Here is a 13,802-nt window from a genome sequence, read left to right as displayed (position 1 = left end):
ACTTTTTATCTAATACTATAAAAATTGTTGTAGTAATTCTGGTAATTTCCACTAGTAACTCTTTCTAACCATTCAGAATTTTGAAGATACCAGTCAATAGTCATGGATAACCCTTGCTCAAAAGTAACAGAAGGTTTCCATCCCAGTTCTTTATTTATCTTATTGGCATCAATTGCATACCTTAAATCATGCCCCGGCCTGTCTTTAACAAATGTTACTAGCTTTTCAGAACTTCCACTCTCTCTACCTAATTTTTCATCCATTAAACTACATAAAAGATTAACTAAATCTATATTCTTCCATTCATTAAAACCACCAATATTATAGGTATTCTCATTTACACCTTGATGAAAAACTTTATCTATAGCAATAGCATGATCTATCACATACAACCAGTCTCTAGTATAATTACCATTACCATAAACTGGTAGTGATTTATTATTTATAATATTATTAATAAATAATGGAATCAATTTTTCCGGAAAATGATTAGGCCCGTAATTATTTGAGCAATTAGAAATTACATATCGTAATCCATAAGTTTCTCCATACGATCTAACAAAGTGATCTGAACTTGCTTTAGAAGCGGAATAAGGTGAGTTAGGAGAATACGATGTTTCTTCTGTAAATAAGCCTGTATTCCCAAGAGTTCCATATACCTCGTCCGTACTAACATGATAAAATCTTTTACCTGTCCAATCGTTAAACCAAAGTTCTTTAAAACTATTTAATAGATTTAATGTTCCTAATATATTTGTTCTTGCAAAAGCTAAAGGATCTTTAATTGATCTATCGACATGAGATTCAGCAGCCAAATGAATAACTCCATCAAATTTATACTTTTGAAAAAGCCGCCTAATTTCGTTTTCATTTGTAATGTCTGCTTTAATAAACTTATAATTTGGCCTTTTTTCAATATCCTTTAAGTTTTCCAGATTTCCTGCATAGGTTAGAGCGTCTAAATTGTATATTTCATAGTTTTGATACTCCTTTACAAAAAATCTAACTACATGAGATCCTATAAAGCCTGCTCCACCTGTTATTAATATTTTTCTATTCATAAGTTACTTTTTTAACTCCACAAAAATCCAAAACAATTTTGGTTTTACTAATTTGAACATCTCTAAATTCATTATGTGCAACTAAGAAAGTAATTATATCGGCTTTTTCAATTGCTTCTTTATAATCAGTTAATTTGAAAACTTTATGTTCTACAATATTAGGTTCTATGATAAAGTATTCACCATTACTATCATTTTGCAAAACTTTATTTACAATATATTTTGCTGGGGACTCTCGTAAATCGTCAATATTCGGCTTAAAAGCCAATCCCATTAAGGCTACTTTTGGCTTTCTTCCATGTTCTAATTCAAACTGTAATTTTGCAGTTTGAATTTTTTCTGCACACCAAAAAGATTTATAATTATTTACCTCTCTAGCTGTACCAATAATTTTAGATTCCATTGGATATTCAGAAACAATGAAATAAGGATCAACTGCAATACAGTGTCCTCCAACACCACATCCTGGTTGCAAAATGTTTACTCTTGGATGTTTATTTGCTAAATTTATTAATTCCCAAACATTAATATCTGCCTTATCACAAATTAAAGATAACTCATTAGCAAATGCAATTTGTACATCTCTTGAAGAATTTTCAACTAACTTACACATTTCTGCTGTGCGGGCATTAGTTTTATGCAATTCTCCTTTTACATATTTTCCATAAAATTCAAGCGCTTTTTGAGTAGATTCTTCGTCTATACCCCCTATTACTCTATCGTTATGGACCAGTTCATACATTACATTTCCTGGAAGTACTCTTTCAGGACAATACGCCGTGTATAATTTATCTTTTAACTCAGGTCTCTCTTGATAGATTAAGTCCCTCATCTTCTCCGTAGTCCCTACCGGTGAAGTAGATTCAATCACGTATAAATCATCTTCTTTTAATAATGGAATAATACCGCGTGTTGCTGCTTCAACAAAAGAAATATCTGGCTCATTTTTACCTTTAAAAGGAGTTGGCACCACTATTAAATAGTTATTTGCTACTACAGCTTTAGTAGCAGCTTTTAAATAACCATTTTTAACAGCATTCTCAACCGCTTGATCTAATTCAGGCTCTACAATATGAATCTCACCTCTGTTAATAGTCTCAACAACTTTTGGATTAATATCAACACCATGAACATTCACTTCATTTTGTGCTATTAACGCAGCCGTAGGTAATCCAATATACCCAAGACCAATCATTACAACTTCTGGTTTATTCATTTTTTTATAATTCTTTAATAAAGTTAACTATTTGCCCACATGCTTTTCCATCTCCATAAGGATTATGAAGTTTACTCATTGACAAATAACTATCTTCATCATTTAATAATTTTTGAGCTTCTTTTACTATTTTATTTTTATCCGTCCCTACTAATAACACCGTTCCTGCTTCAACAGCTTCAGGTCTTTCTGTTGTGTCTCTCATAACTAAAACAGGTTTACCTAAACTTGGAGCTTCCTCTTGAACACCTCCACTATCTGTTATAATTATATGAGATTGATTCATCAACCAAACAAATGCTGGATACGATAATGGTGCTATTAACTTTACATTATTTATACCATCTAATAATTCATAAACTGGTTTTTGTACATTAGGATTTAAATGAACTGGGTAGATAATTTCTATATCTTCATTTGCATTAGCGATTTCTTTTAATGCAGTACAAATATAAATAAACCCTTTCCCATGATTTTCGCGTCTATGACCAGTAACCAAGACTAATCTTTTCGAAGGATTCACTAAATCTTTAAGCATGAAAATCTCTTCATCTATATAAGTTTCAGAAACTACTTTATTTGAGCTAAAATGTAAAGCATCAATAACTGTGTTACCCGTAACTAATATTGATTCTTCAGAGATATTCTCTCTTAATAAATTACTTTTAGAGATAGTTGTTGGTGAAAAATGGTAATCACATATACTTCCTGCTACACTTCTATTTACTTCTTCTGGAAATGGTGATCTTTTATTAAAAGTTCGAAGACCTGCTTCGACATGACACACCTTTGCTCCTGAATAAAAAGCTGCTATACTAGAAGCCATTGTTGTAGTTGTATCACCATGAACGTATACAAAATCAGGCTTAAAATCTTCTAAAATCGGTTTTAAACCAGTTATTATATCAGCTGTTAACGAATATAAATTTTGATTAGGCTTCATTAAGTTCATATCATATTCTGGTACTATTTCAAAAAAATCTAATACCTGATCTAACATTTCTCTATGCTGTGCTGTAATACAAACTTTAGTTTCGAAATCATCCTTATTTTTTAAAAACTCTTTTACTAGAGGAGCCATTTTAATAGCCTCTGGTCTGGTTCCAAATATAATTAAGTTCTTTTTTTTCATTATTTCCCGATTCTATAATATTCTATTCCTTTCTTCTCTAAATTATAAGCGATATATTGATTTCTGCCATCAAAAATAATTGGTGACCTCAATTGCTTTCTTATTTCAGAGAAATCTGGAGACCTAAACTCTTTCCATTCTGTTAATAAGATAAGGGCATCAGATTTCTTTAAAACATCGTATTTTGAGTCAAAATATTCTACTTCTTTAAATTCTTTTAAATAATATCTCTTAGCTTCTTCTATCGCCTTTGGGTCGTAAGCCTTTATTCTCGCGCCTCTTCTCACTAACTCCTTAATTGTGTAAATTGAAGGAGCTTCGCGCATATCATCTGTTCCTGGTTTGAAAGACAAGCCCCATACTGCAAAAGTTTTTCCCGATAAATCTTCTCCGAATTTCTTAATAACCTTCTCTGAAATGATATTTTTTTGGCGGTTATTGACATCCTCTACAGATTTAATCAACTGAGCTTCATAACCGTACTCTTCACCAATCTTCTTTAAAGCCTTAACATCCTTAGGAAAACATGAGCCTCCATATCCAACCCCAGGATAAATAAAACTGTATCCAATCCTTGAGTCCGATCCAATACCTATTCTTACATCATTAACATCGGCTCCAACTCTTTCACAAATATTAGCTACTTCATTCATAAAGGAGATTTTGGTCGCTAACATGGCGTTCGCCGCATATTTGGTCAACTCTGCAGAACGGATATCCATGGTTATAAAACGGTCATGGGTTCTAAAAAAAGGGCTGTACAATTCTTTCATTTTAGTCAGCGCAACTTCCGAATCAGTCCCGATAACAATCCTATCTGGTTTCATAAAATCATTAATAGCATCCCCTTCCTTCAAAAATTCAGGATTAGAAACAACATCAAATTTAACTTCAACCCCTCTTTTCCCCAATTCGTTGTTCACTGTTTCTCTTACCTTATCCGCTGTCCCTACTGGCACTGTAGATTTATTTACTATTATTATTTCATTTTGAACTCTTCTGCCAATATCCTTCGCTACAGAAATAACAGAACTTAAGTCAGCCGAACCGTCATCTCCCATGGGTGTTCCAACCGCAATAAAAATAATTTCAACCTCATCAAGAACCCTCTCTAAAGATGTTGTAAAAAAAAGATTTTCCTTTTCAACGTTTTTTCGAACCAAATGTTCTAATCCTGGCTCATAAATTGGTATTATACCTTTTTTAAGCTTGTCTATCTTTTCATAATCATTGTCTACACAAGTCACAGTATTTCCCATTTCCGAAAAACACACGCCAGATACTAAGCCAACGTAGCCCGAACCAATAACGGCTATATTCATTTACTCTTTTTTAGTGACACGGTGAATCGGTGTTAAGTGATTCGGTGTCTTTGTTTTTTTTATTGTGACACGGAGATTCAGTGTCTTTTTTCGGTGATTCAGTAATTCAGTTTTCGGTGAGTCGATGTTGGATGAATCGGTATTATTTTTGTAATACAGTGAACCGGTGGTCGGTGATTCGGTGTTTTTTTTGGTGATTCAGTGAATCTGTGGTCGGTGATTCTTGGAATTAGTAAAACGGTTTTCACCTCTCACAATTTCAAAACTTCACTACTTCACACTCTCATTGCATCACTATTTCACTGTTTCACAAATTCATTGCTTTCACCATCTCACTATTTAACTGTCTCACTACTTTATCTAATCTTTCTTTTCAGCGCTTCTTTCAATTTGTAAATCATTTTTCTGATGATCGTAATTTCAGAATTAATCAGCGCCTCTGTTTCAGAATATTTTAATCTCTCTATAATAACTAACTGTGTTTCTAATTCACTTAGAGAACCATTCGCTATATCCAAAAACCGAATACATTCTTTAGTTGACTCTCTTGCGCATCCTTCAGCTATATTGGAAGGTATAGAAACTGTTGCTCTCTTCATTTGAGAAATCAGACCATACTTTTCGTCTTTTGGTAACTCGCTGCAAATATCATATATTTTCATCACCAAATCAACACTTCTTTTCCAAACTTCTAGCTCTTTGTGATTCATTTTCTTTTTTTTGGTGACACGGTGAATCAGTTTTCGGTGATTCGGTGTCTTTACTTTTTTTATTGTGATAAGGTGAATTGATTAGATAGTGACTTACTAATTGGATGAGTCTGTATGGTATATACATTCATCAAACTACTACTTTCCTTTTTCACTAACTCACCGCATCACTATTTCACTGCTTCACTAAACCACCTCACTTCTTATCTTTTAAACTTTCTTTATCATGAACTTCTTTTCTTAGTCCACTACTAGAAAATCGATGCTCTCTATTATTAAAATATAATTTTATCCCTTTTTTCTCACAGTAATCACGTCCAGTAAATTGCTTATTAGCATATTCTTCACCAATTATACGGACATCAATATGAAACGATCGTAGTATATCCTCAAGATCCTGTTCTGTTGCATATGGTACTATCTCATCAACATATTTACAGCCTCGTAATTGAATATATCTTTCGACAACGGATTGAACTGGTCTATTCTTATCTGGCCTATCCAAGGTTGGATCAGTCTGTAAACCACATATTAAATAATCACATTGACGTTTTGCTTCTTCCAGCATTTTAATATGCCCTGCATGTAGTAAGTCAAAAGCACTAAAAGTTACACCAATTTTCATCTGCTTGTTTTTATTGTTTTTCTATGGTCAGAGGTAACCTTTGATATTTAAAAAAAATCATTCTATAAAATACTAATGATTAGTTTAAACATGTCGGTTTCATTTTCCTTTTATTTTTTACTGCACAAAGATATATCTTCTTTTATAATAAAAAATGTTTTTGTCCTAAATTTACCTTTTCTGCATTTCTGACTTTAGACACTAACTCTATTGAAGGTCTTGCTTGACTTATTTTAAATCCTAAATTAGACAAAATAGAGCTATAACTTTTTGTATGTAAATCTGTAAACCCTTCACTAAAACCTATTTCTACCCCATCAACAATCATACTTCTATAGGTTTTAACTTCATCATATACAGCCTTCTTTGGCAACGAGTTTGAGTCTATAGACAGATACCAACGAACCCTTGCTTTTTGAAACTCTAGGTAACCAGCCATTTTATCATCTTCCTTCAGGTGAACAAAACTTTCTTGTAATTCTCCAAACACCCAAAGCAGCATATCAAAAAAATGAATCCCGATATTAGTTGCAATTCCTCCAGATTTACTCTGATCTCCTTTCCAAGAATTATGATACCAATTCCCTCGTGAGGTTATATAAGTAAGATCAATATCATATTTAGTTTTTCTATTTTCACTTTCTATTTTTCTTTTAAGTTTTATAATAGCTGGATGCAATCGAAGCTGTAGAATTGTATATATTTTGCCTTTCGACTCTTTTTCAATAGCTTCTAAAGCATCAATATTCCATGGATTCAAGACCAAGGGTTTTTCACATATTGCATTTGCTCCAACTCTTAAAGCCATTCGGACATGTGAATCATGCAGATAATTTGGAGTACAAATACTAAAGTAATCGATCTTCTCTCCTTCTTTTCTTTTTAATTTCTCAATATATCGATCAAACCGCTCATACTCTGTGAAAAAATGAGCATCCGGAAAATAACTATCAAGCACCCCTACACTATCAAACTTATCCAAAGCAACAACCAAATTATTACCAGTTTCTTTTATTGCTTTCATATGTCTAGGAGCGACATAACCTGCTGCTCCGATAAGTGCAAAATTTTTCATTTCAGATCTCTATTTACTTTTGCTTTAAAGATTACTTAAGAACTACTCTTACCAAACCTATAGACTATAATGTTTTATCCTTATCATCCAAGAAGTTCTTCACATCATAAATAACTCCACCCTCCTTTTTCAACCTTTTAATTTTTAGGGTTTTGAACTCATTATGAGGTACAGCCAATACTACAGCCTCATAGAAATTACTTTGAAGATTTCGTATCAAACTTATACCATACTCATTCCTAACATCTTCATCTTTAGCTAAAGGATCAAAAACATCTACTTCCACACCATAGCTTTTCAATGAATGATAAACATCTATAACCTTGGTGTTCCTAACGTCAGGGCAATTTTCTTTAAAGGTAAAACCAAGAATTAACACATGCGCTTTTTTTATCTTAACTTCTCCATCTATCATTAATTTAATCACTTCGGAAGCAACATGCGCTCCCATGCTATCGTTTAACCGTCTACCAGATAATATTATTTCAGGGTAATAACCGAATTGCTGCGCTTTTTGAGCCAAATAGAACGGATCAACACCAATACAATGACCTCCTACTAAACCAGGTTTGAACGGAAGAAAATTCCATTTAGTACCGGCTGCTTCAAGAACTTCGTTTGTATCAATATCCATTAAATTAAAAATCTTTGCCAACTCATTTACGAAAGCAATATTAATATCTCTTTGGCAGTTTTCTATAATTTTAGCAGCCTCTGCAACTTTAATCGAAGAAGCTAAATGGGTTCCTTTTTGTAATACTGATTTATACAATTCATCAACCTTTAATGCCGTTTCTTTTGTAGAACCTGAGGTAACTTTCAATATATTTTCTACTGTCCTTACCTTATCTCCTGGACTTATTCTCTCTGGAGAATAACCAACATAAAAATCTTTATTATATCCTAAACCAGAAACTTCCTCCAAAACAGGAACGCAATCCTCTTCGGTTGCTCCGGGGTAAACCGTAGATTCATATATCACAATATCACCCGTTACTAGGTTTTCTGCTATCGTTTTACTGGCAGACAATAAAGGTTTCAAAACGGGCTGATTATTCTTATCTACAGATGTAGGAACAGTGACGATATAATAATTACATTCTTTAAGTAAAGATGAATCTGAAGTAACAAACAAACCATTATCAACATCTAATTGACTTATCAAAACCTCTCTTAACAACTCTTCATTAACCTCTAATGTTGAATCAAGACCTTCTTTCAACTCCTGAATCCTTTTTTCTTTAATATCAAACCCCACCACCTTATATTTTGTAGCGAAAAGCCTCGCCAATGGGAGTCCAACATAACCGAGACCTATAATACCTATAATTGGTTTACTCATTAATTCCTTTAGAAAATTTAGCTTACGAAGTTACAAAAATGTTTGATTAAGTTTCAAAAAACAAAAAAGCTTTATCGACATCGATAAAGCTTTTTTTCTGTGGGCGCGAAGGGATTCGAACCCCTGACCCCTTGGGTGTAAACCAAGTGCTCTGAACCAACTGAGCTACGCGCCCTTATTTTTTTAGACTCACTAAGGATGAGTTTGTGGGCGCGAAGGGATTCGAACCCCTGACCCCTTGGGTGTAAACCAAGTGCTCTGAACCAACTGAGCTACGCGCCCTTAATTATTTACACTCACTAAGGATGAGCTTTGCATTTCAATTCTCTATAAAAGTAATTGCTAATTGCGGGTGCAAATATATAACAGTTTTTAGAATTGACAATGCTTTTTACAAAGTTTTTTTCTATAAAATTTCAGCAACAACAAAAGTACTTCCACCTATATAAGCCACTTCATTTTCTTTTAAATTAATTTTCAAAGACTTATATGCAATATCAACTGAAGAATACGATTTCCCTTTCAACCCATATTTTTTTGATTTTTTTTTCAATTCTTCTTCTGAAAGCCCTCTTGGAATATTCGGTTTGCAAAAATAATACCGAGCTTCTCTTGGAAACATAGGTAAAACATCCTCCAATTTTTTATCAGAAACAACCCCTAAAAGGATATGAAGTTGTTCAAAATTTTCTTTTTTTAATTGTTTTAACGTGTAAGATAACCCCTCTTTATTATGAGCGGTATCACAAATGATCTTTGGCGAATCTTGAAGAATTTGCCACCTACCCTTTAAATTAGTATTACGAACAACATTTAAAAGCCCTAATTTTATATTTTTATCAGAAACAACATACCCATTTAACTTCTTAACTGCAGTTACAGCGGCTCTTGAATTATGCAATTGATAATCTCCTAATAAATCAGTTTTATATTCCTCCTTCATATCTGAAGCAAAAACTAACTCTACATTACATTCTTTTGCCTTTATTTCAAAAACTGGTGTAGTTTCTTTTTGTCTTTCTCCAATCACTATTGGAACATTATCTTTAATGATTCCTGCTTTTTCAAAAGCTATTTCTGGTAATGTTTCACCTAAAAACTGAGTATGATCTATACCAATATTGGTTATTACCGACACTTGAGGAGTAATAATATTGGTAGAATCTAGTCTTCCACCAAGTCCTACCTCAACAACAGCGATATCAACCTTCTGCTTAGCAAATTCATTAAAAGCCAGACCAACAGTCATCTCAAAAAAAGACAGTCCTTGCTTCTCTAAAAATTGTTTATTTTCATAAATAAAATCCTTTACAGATTCCTCTGATATCTCTTCTCCATTAATTCGAATTCTTTCAGTAAAATTCTTTAAATGTGGCGAAGTATACAATCCTACTTTATAACCAGCTTCTTGCAATATGGAAGCGATCATATGACTCGTAGAACCTTTACCATTAGTTCCTGCAACGTGAATAGATTTAAATTTTCTTTCGGGGTTTCCTAGATGCTTGGCTAAAGCTATCGTATTGGTTAAATCTTTTTTAAACGCAGTCTTACCCTGTTTTTGATACATTGGTAACTGAGCAAACATCCAATCGAGTGTTTCTTGGTATGTCATTTATTGTAAAATATTTAAATAAGAATTTACTGTGAAAGTGAAAACTGATAAATAATAGTTCCTTTTTGTTTTGTAGGAGCCTTTGAATCCGGATTCCATTTTGTTTTTAACGCTGCTTTTCTTGCAGCATCGTATAAACAAGATGCCGAATTAGTTGTTCCTCTTACCCCAGGAATAGCACGAATAACTTTTCCATTTTTATCCACCTCGATACTAACAACCACTGTTCCTTCTTCCTGGCAATTGGGCTTCTCAACAGGCTTAGACAGAGCTCTTCTTCCTGCTAAATTATAATTCCCTCCAGAACCACTTCCTCCTTTACCATAATACTTAGAAGAATTAGGGTCTCCATTTTGATTCCCTTTCGTTCCATCTTTATCATCATCTCCTTCTCCTCCAGAAGCCCCGTCTTTTGAAGCCCCATTCAATAAACTATTTAAAGCATCACTTGTAGCTTTTGAAGGTTTTGGCTTCGGCTTTTCTTTTGGTTTCGTCTTTTCAGGAGTTTCTGTTACTTCCTTTTTTTCCTCTTTACTTTTTTCTATCACTGGAACATCTTCAGAAGTATCATCAGTAATAACATCCTCTTTTATAACATCATCTTTAACCTCTTCAACCTGCTCCTCTTGAACTTCTTCAACCGTCTCTTTTGTTGCTTGTTGCTTTGTTTTTTCAACAGGTTCTCCTCTACCTACATCCGAATTTCCGAAATTTATAGCAACCCCATATTCTATTGGAGGATCTAAATATTGCATTCCGAAATTAAACACACCATAAAGAAGTAATAACAAAATGATTATTGTTATTACTGCAGATTTTTTCTTATGTTTCGTTTCTAATATGGGCATAAAATTATTTTCCTTTAACAGCTAAAATCATTTTCAATTTATTCCTATTGGCTATATCGATAACCTTCATCACGTTTTTATACGCTACATTTTGATCACCTCGAATTACAACTGTTTTTTTCTTATCCGCTCCTACTTTTGCTAATATTTCTCTTTCCAAATTCCGAGAACTAACCTTAGATTTATCAATATAAAAAGATGAATTCTTAGTAATTGAAACTGCAACAGAAGTATTATTTTCTGTTTTACCCCCTGCTTTTGGCAATAATACATCAATTGCACTTACCGTAACCAGTGTTGAAGTTAACATAAAAAATATTAACAACAGAAACACAATATCTGTCATTGACGACATATTAAAACTAGGGTCAACCTTATTTCTACCTCTTAAATTCATAACTATACAGGTTCATTTAAAAGATCTAAAAATTCCACAGATTTCGCTTCCATTTGGTAAACAACTTTATCGGTTCTAACTACCAAATGATTATATGAAATATAAGCAATAATACCAACAATTAAACCAGCTACCGTAGTAGTCATCGCCGTATACAATCCATCTGAAAGCATTTTTATATCTATCTGACCTCCTGAATTAGCTATTTCATGAATTGCAACAATCATTCCTATTACAGTCCCTAAGAACCCAATCATTGGAGCGGCTCCTGCTATTGTAGCTATAACACTTACATTTTTTTCTAATTGATACACTTCAAGCTTACCTGCATTTTCAATTGCTTTATTAATATCTTCTAAAGGTTTCCCGATTCTAGAAATTCCTTTTCCAATCAATCTAGCAGCTGGAGTGGTTGTATTATCACATAATGATTTTGCACTTTCTAATTTACCATTCATCACATGATCCTTTATTTGATTCATGAAGTTCTTATCTACTTTCGAAGCAGCTTTAATAGCAAAAAAGCGTTCAAAATATATGTATAGAGCCACAGCCAACAGCACAAATAATAAAGCTATTATAATTTGTCCTCCTATACCTCCATCCATAATTAAATTATAAATAGATAATGTCTTTTCTTGTGACACTTCTTCTACTACCTCAGCTTGATCTTGAAAATATGCTATCATTAAAATGAATTTAAGTTTTTAATACTACTACCATTTATAAATAAATTTACCCAATAAAGCCACATCTTTTCTCTTTATACTTCGTGAAAAAATGACCATATACATCACTATGCTCTCTTTTCACGCCTTATCTATTTAAAAAAATTAACCATTTCATTTTTGGGGGTAACTTCAAAGTATAACTAGTATAACGAATGAGTTTTTTTTTAATTGTTTAAAAAAATCCTGAATTGTAAAATTCAGGATTCAAAATTATAAAATAAAATGTATGTTTCTTAATATTTTATCCTAACATTAACTTTACCATTATATATCCCACGCCACCTAGTACAATTGTATAAGGTAATGCCATTTTCACCATCTTCGTGTAAGATAAGTTTATTAATGGAGCTAGCGAAGAAGTTAATAAGAATAAAAATGCTGCCTGGCCATTTGGAGTTGCTACACTTGGTAAATTGGTACCTGTGTTTATAGCAATAGCCAATGTTTCAAAATGCTCTCTTGAGATTTGACCAGATTTAAATGCTGCTTCAACCTCTCCAATATAAACTGTTGCTACGAAAACATTATCACTAATGGCTGAAAGAATTCCATTTGCTAAATAAAACAACCCAGGCTGAGATGACGGATCTTGTTCTAAGGCCCAATGAATTATTGGACTAAACAAATGTTGATCATGAATCATTGCTACAATAATAAAGAATACAACTAACAATCCAGTAAACGGGAGTGCTTCCTCAAAAGCGTGTCCAAGTTGATGCTCGTCTATAATTCCCATGAATGCCGTTTGTACAATAATCAATGCCAAACCAATAAATCCAACTGGAGCAATATGTAAGGCCAACCCAGCAATCAAAAGTAATGCTGAAACTCCCTGAACAATAAGTCCATATTTTTGTTTTTCTGTACGTTGCTGATCTTCTTTCTCAGTATATCTTTCTATAATCTCAGCTGCAGCCTTCGGAAGTTTCGCTCCGAACCCAAACCAGCAAGTTATTTCTAGAACTATTGTAGTAATAACTCCTAACACTAATACAGGTAATGTTATTGGAGCCATCTGCATGAAAAACTCGATAAAATCCCACCCTAATCTTTCTCCTATTAAAAGATTTTGGGGTTCTCCAACCAAAGTACAAACACCACCTAAAGCAGTACCAACAACTCCATGCATAATTAAACTTCTTAAGAAGCTTCTAAATTGCTCTAATGTTTCTCCACTAAGTTCTTTTCTATCCAAAATACCATCTTCATCATGATCAGAAGAACTAGAATGAATTTTATGATACACCCCGTAAAACCCAACCGCAACACTAATTAAAACAGCTGTTACCGTTAAGGCATCTAGAAACGCTGATAAGACGGCAGACAACAACACAAATAATACGGATAAAACTACTTTTGATTTTATTTTAGTAAATACTTTACTAAAAATATACATTAACAAAGGTTTCATAAAATAAATCCCTGCTACCATAAAAACCAACAGTAAGACAACCTCAAGATTTTGATCAACCTCATGGTACGCATTTTTAGGCGTTGTTAATCCTAAAGCTAGTGCTTCAATGGCTAATAAACCACCTGATTGTAGGGGGTAACATTTTAAAGCCATTGCTAGAGTAAAAATAAACTCCCCAATAAAAAGCCAAGCCGTTACTGTTTTCCCTAAAATAAAAAAGGAAAAAATGTTAAAGATTAAAAAGCCAATCATGGTCATTTTAAACCATTTTGGACTGTTACCTAAAAAATATTTAAACATATTACTTAATTTAT

Annotated in this window: 13 protein-coding genes and 2 tRNA genes; all 15 read right to left on the bottom strand. The window is 33.1% G+C overall.

Annotation, left to right across the window (positions count from 1 at the left end; translation table 11 throughout):
- Positions 1 to 5 precede the first annotated feature (5 nt).
- Positions 6 to 1,061 carry a dTDP-glucose 4,6-dehydratase gene (gene rfbB, locus BLW23_RS07180; protein WP_093668576.1) on the bottom strand — a complete coding sequence of 352 codons (1,056 nt, stop codon included), beginning with the start codon at positions 1,059 to 1,061 and terminating at the stop codon, positions 6 to 8.
- A complete protein-coding gene (gene wecC, locus BLW23_RS07175) occupies positions 1,054 to 2,277 on the bottom strand; it encodes a UDP-N-acetyl-D-mannosamine dehydrogenase (RefSeq protein WP_093668575.1) in 1,224 nt (407 codons plus the stop codon). Before wecC ends, rfbB begins: the two co-directional genes overlap by 8 nt.
- A gap of 4 nt (positions 2,278 to 2,281) precedes the next feature.
- Positions 2,282 to 3,409, bottom strand: a complete 1,128-nt coding sequence (gene wecB / locus BLW23_RS07170) for a non-hydrolyzing UDP-N-acetylglucosamine 2-epimerase (protein WP_093668574.1) — start codon at positions 3,407 to 3,409, stop codon at positions 2,282 to 2,284.
- The gene (locus tag BLW23_RS07165; protein ID WP_093668573.1) at positions 3,409 to 4,731 is read right to left on the bottom strand and encodes a UDP-glucose dehydrogenase family protein; all 1,323 of its coding nucleotides are present in this window, start codon (positions 4,729 to 4,731) and stop codon (positions 3,409 to 3,411) included. Before BLW23_RS07165 ends, wecB begins: the two co-directional genes overlap by 1 nt.
- A 356-nt stretch (positions 4,732 to 5,087) precedes the next feature.
- Positions 5,088 to 5,441, bottom strand: coding sequence for a four helix bundle protein (locus tag BLW23_RS07160; protein ID WP_093668572.1), 354 nt, complete (start codon positions 5,439 to 5,441; stop codon positions 5,088 to 5,090).
- A 196-nt stretch (positions 5,442 to 5,637) separates the two neighbouring features.
- Positions 5,638 to 6,066 carry an adenylyltransferase/cytidyltransferase family protein gene (locus BLW23_RS07155; protein WP_093668571.1) on the bottom strand — a complete coding sequence of 143 codons (429 nt, stop codon included), beginning with the start codon at positions 6,064 to 6,066 and terminating at the stop codon, positions 5,638 to 5,640.
- 142 nt (positions 6,067 to 6,208) lie between these two features.
- On the bottom strand, positions 6,209 to 7,141 hold the full coding sequence (locus BLW23_RS07150; RefSeq protein WP_093668570.1) for a Gfo/Idh/MocA family protein: 933 nt from the start codon (positions 7,139 to 7,141) through the stop codon (positions 6,209 to 6,211).
- 64 nt (positions 7,142 to 7,205) lie between these two features.
- Positions 7,206 to 8,483, bottom strand: a complete 1,278-nt coding sequence (locus BLW23_RS07145; protein WP_093668569.1) for a nucleotide sugar dehydrogenase — start codon at positions 8,481 to 8,483, stop codon at positions 7,206 to 7,208.
- Between the two features lie 100 nt (positions 8,484 to 8,583).
- A tRNA-Val gene (locus tag BLW23_RS07140) sits at positions 8,584 to 8,658 on the bottom strand.
- Positions 8,659 to 8,690: 32 nt separating this feature from the next.
- A tRNA-Val gene (locus BLW23_RS07135) sits at positions 8,691 to 8,765 on the bottom strand.
- Positions 8,766 to 8,889: 124 nt separating this feature from the next.
- On the bottom strand, positions 8,890 to 10,098 hold the full coding sequence (locus tag BLW23_RS07130) for a bifunctional folylpolyglutamate synthase/dihydrofolate synthase (protein WP_093668568.1): 1,209 nt from the start codon (positions 10,096 to 10,098) through the stop codon (positions 8,890 to 8,892).
- 26 nt (positions 10,099 to 10,124) lie between these two features.
- Complete coding sequence (locus tag BLW23_RS07125; RefSeq protein WP_093668567.1) at positions 10,125 to 10,946, bottom strand: energy transducer TonB family protein; 822 nt, start codon at positions 10,944 to 10,946, stop codon at positions 10,125 to 10,127.
- A gap of 4 nt (positions 10,947 to 10,950) precedes the next feature.
- Positions 10,951 to 11,343 carry an ExbD/TolR family protein gene (locus BLW23_RS07120; protein WP_093668566.1) on the bottom strand — a complete coding sequence of 131 codons (393 nt, stop codon included), beginning with the start codon at positions 11,341 to 11,343 and terminating at the stop codon, positions 10,951 to 10,953.
- 2 nt (positions 11,344 to 11,345) lie between these two features.
- On the bottom strand, positions 11,346 to 12,032 hold the full coding sequence (locus BLW23_RS07115; RefSeq protein ID WP_093668565.1) for a MotA/TolQ/ExbB proton channel family protein: 687 nt from the start codon (positions 12,030 to 12,032) through the stop codon (positions 11,346 to 11,348).
- Between the two features lie 283 nt (positions 12,033 to 12,315).
- Positions 12,316 to 13,788 (bottom strand): sodium/proton antiporter NhaB, encoded by a 1,473-nt coding sequence (nhaB, locus tag BLW23_RS07110; protein WP_093668564.1) that lies wholly within the window; start codon positions 13,786 to 13,788, stop codon positions 12,316 to 12,318.
- Positions 13,789 to 13,802: the final 14 nt, after the last annotated feature.

The sequence above is a fragment of the Tenacibaculum sp. MAR_2009_124 genome (assembly GCF_900105455.1).
GTDB lineage: Bacteria > Bacteroidota > Bacteroidia > Flavobacteriales > Flavobacteriaceae > Polaribacter.
This window is presented reverse-complemented; position numbering and strand designations above follow the sequence as displayed.

Excerpts from the sequence above, each read along its gene's own strand:
- rfbB (WP_093668576.1), bottom strand. The coding sequence starts at position 1,061 with ATGAATAGAAAAATATTAATAACAGGTGGAGCAGGCTTTATAGGATCT.
- BLW23_RS07155 (WP_093668571.1), bottom strand. The coding sequence starts at position 6,066 with ATGAAAATTGGTGTAACTTTTAGTGCTTTTGACTTACTACATGCAGGG.
- wecC (WP_093668575.1), bottom strand. The coding sequence starts at position 2,277 with ATGAATAAACCAGAAGTTGTAATGATTGGTCTTGGGTATATTGGATTA.
- BLW23_RS07145 (WP_093668569.1), bottom strand. The coding sequence starts at position 8,483 with ATGAGTAAACCAATTATAGGTATTATAGGTCTCGGTTATGTTGGACTC.
- wecB (WP_093668574.1), bottom strand. The coding sequence starts at position 3,409 with ATGAAAAAAAAGAACTTAATTATATTTGGAACCAGACCAGAGGCTATT.
- BLW23_RS07115 (WP_093668565.1), bottom strand. The coding sequence starts at position 12,032 with ATGATAGCATATTTTCAAGATCAAGCTGAGGTAGTAGAAGAAGTGTCA.
- nhaB (WP_093668564.1), bottom strand. The coding sequence starts at position 13,788 with ATGTTTAAATATTTTTTAGGTAACAGTCCAAAATGGTTTAAAATGACC.
- BLW23_RS07125 (WP_093668567.1), bottom strand. The coding sequence starts at position 10,946 with ATGCCCATATTAGAAACGAAACATAAGAAAAAATCTGCAGTAATAACA.
- BLW23_RS07130 (WP_093668568.1), bottom strand. The coding sequence starts at position 10,098 with ATGACATACCAAGAAACACTCGATTGGATGTTTGCTCAGTTACCAATG.
- BLW23_RS07120 (WP_093668566.1), bottom strand. The coding sequence starts at position 11,343 with ATGAATTTAAGAGGTAGAAATAAGGTTGACCCTAGTTTTAATATGTCG.
- BLW23_RS07165 (WP_093668573.1), bottom strand. The coding sequence starts at position 4,731 with ATGAATATAGCCGTTATTGGTTCGGGCTACGTTGGCTTAGTATCTGGC.
- BLW23_RS07160 (WP_093668572.1), bottom strand. The coding sequence starts at position 5,441 with ATGAATCACAAAGAGCTAGAAGTTTGGAAAAGAAGTGTTGATTTGGTG.
- BLW23_RS07150 (WP_093668570.1), bottom strand. The coding sequence starts at position 7,141 with ATGAAAAATTTTGCACTTATCGGAGCAGCAGGTTATGTCGCTCCTAGA.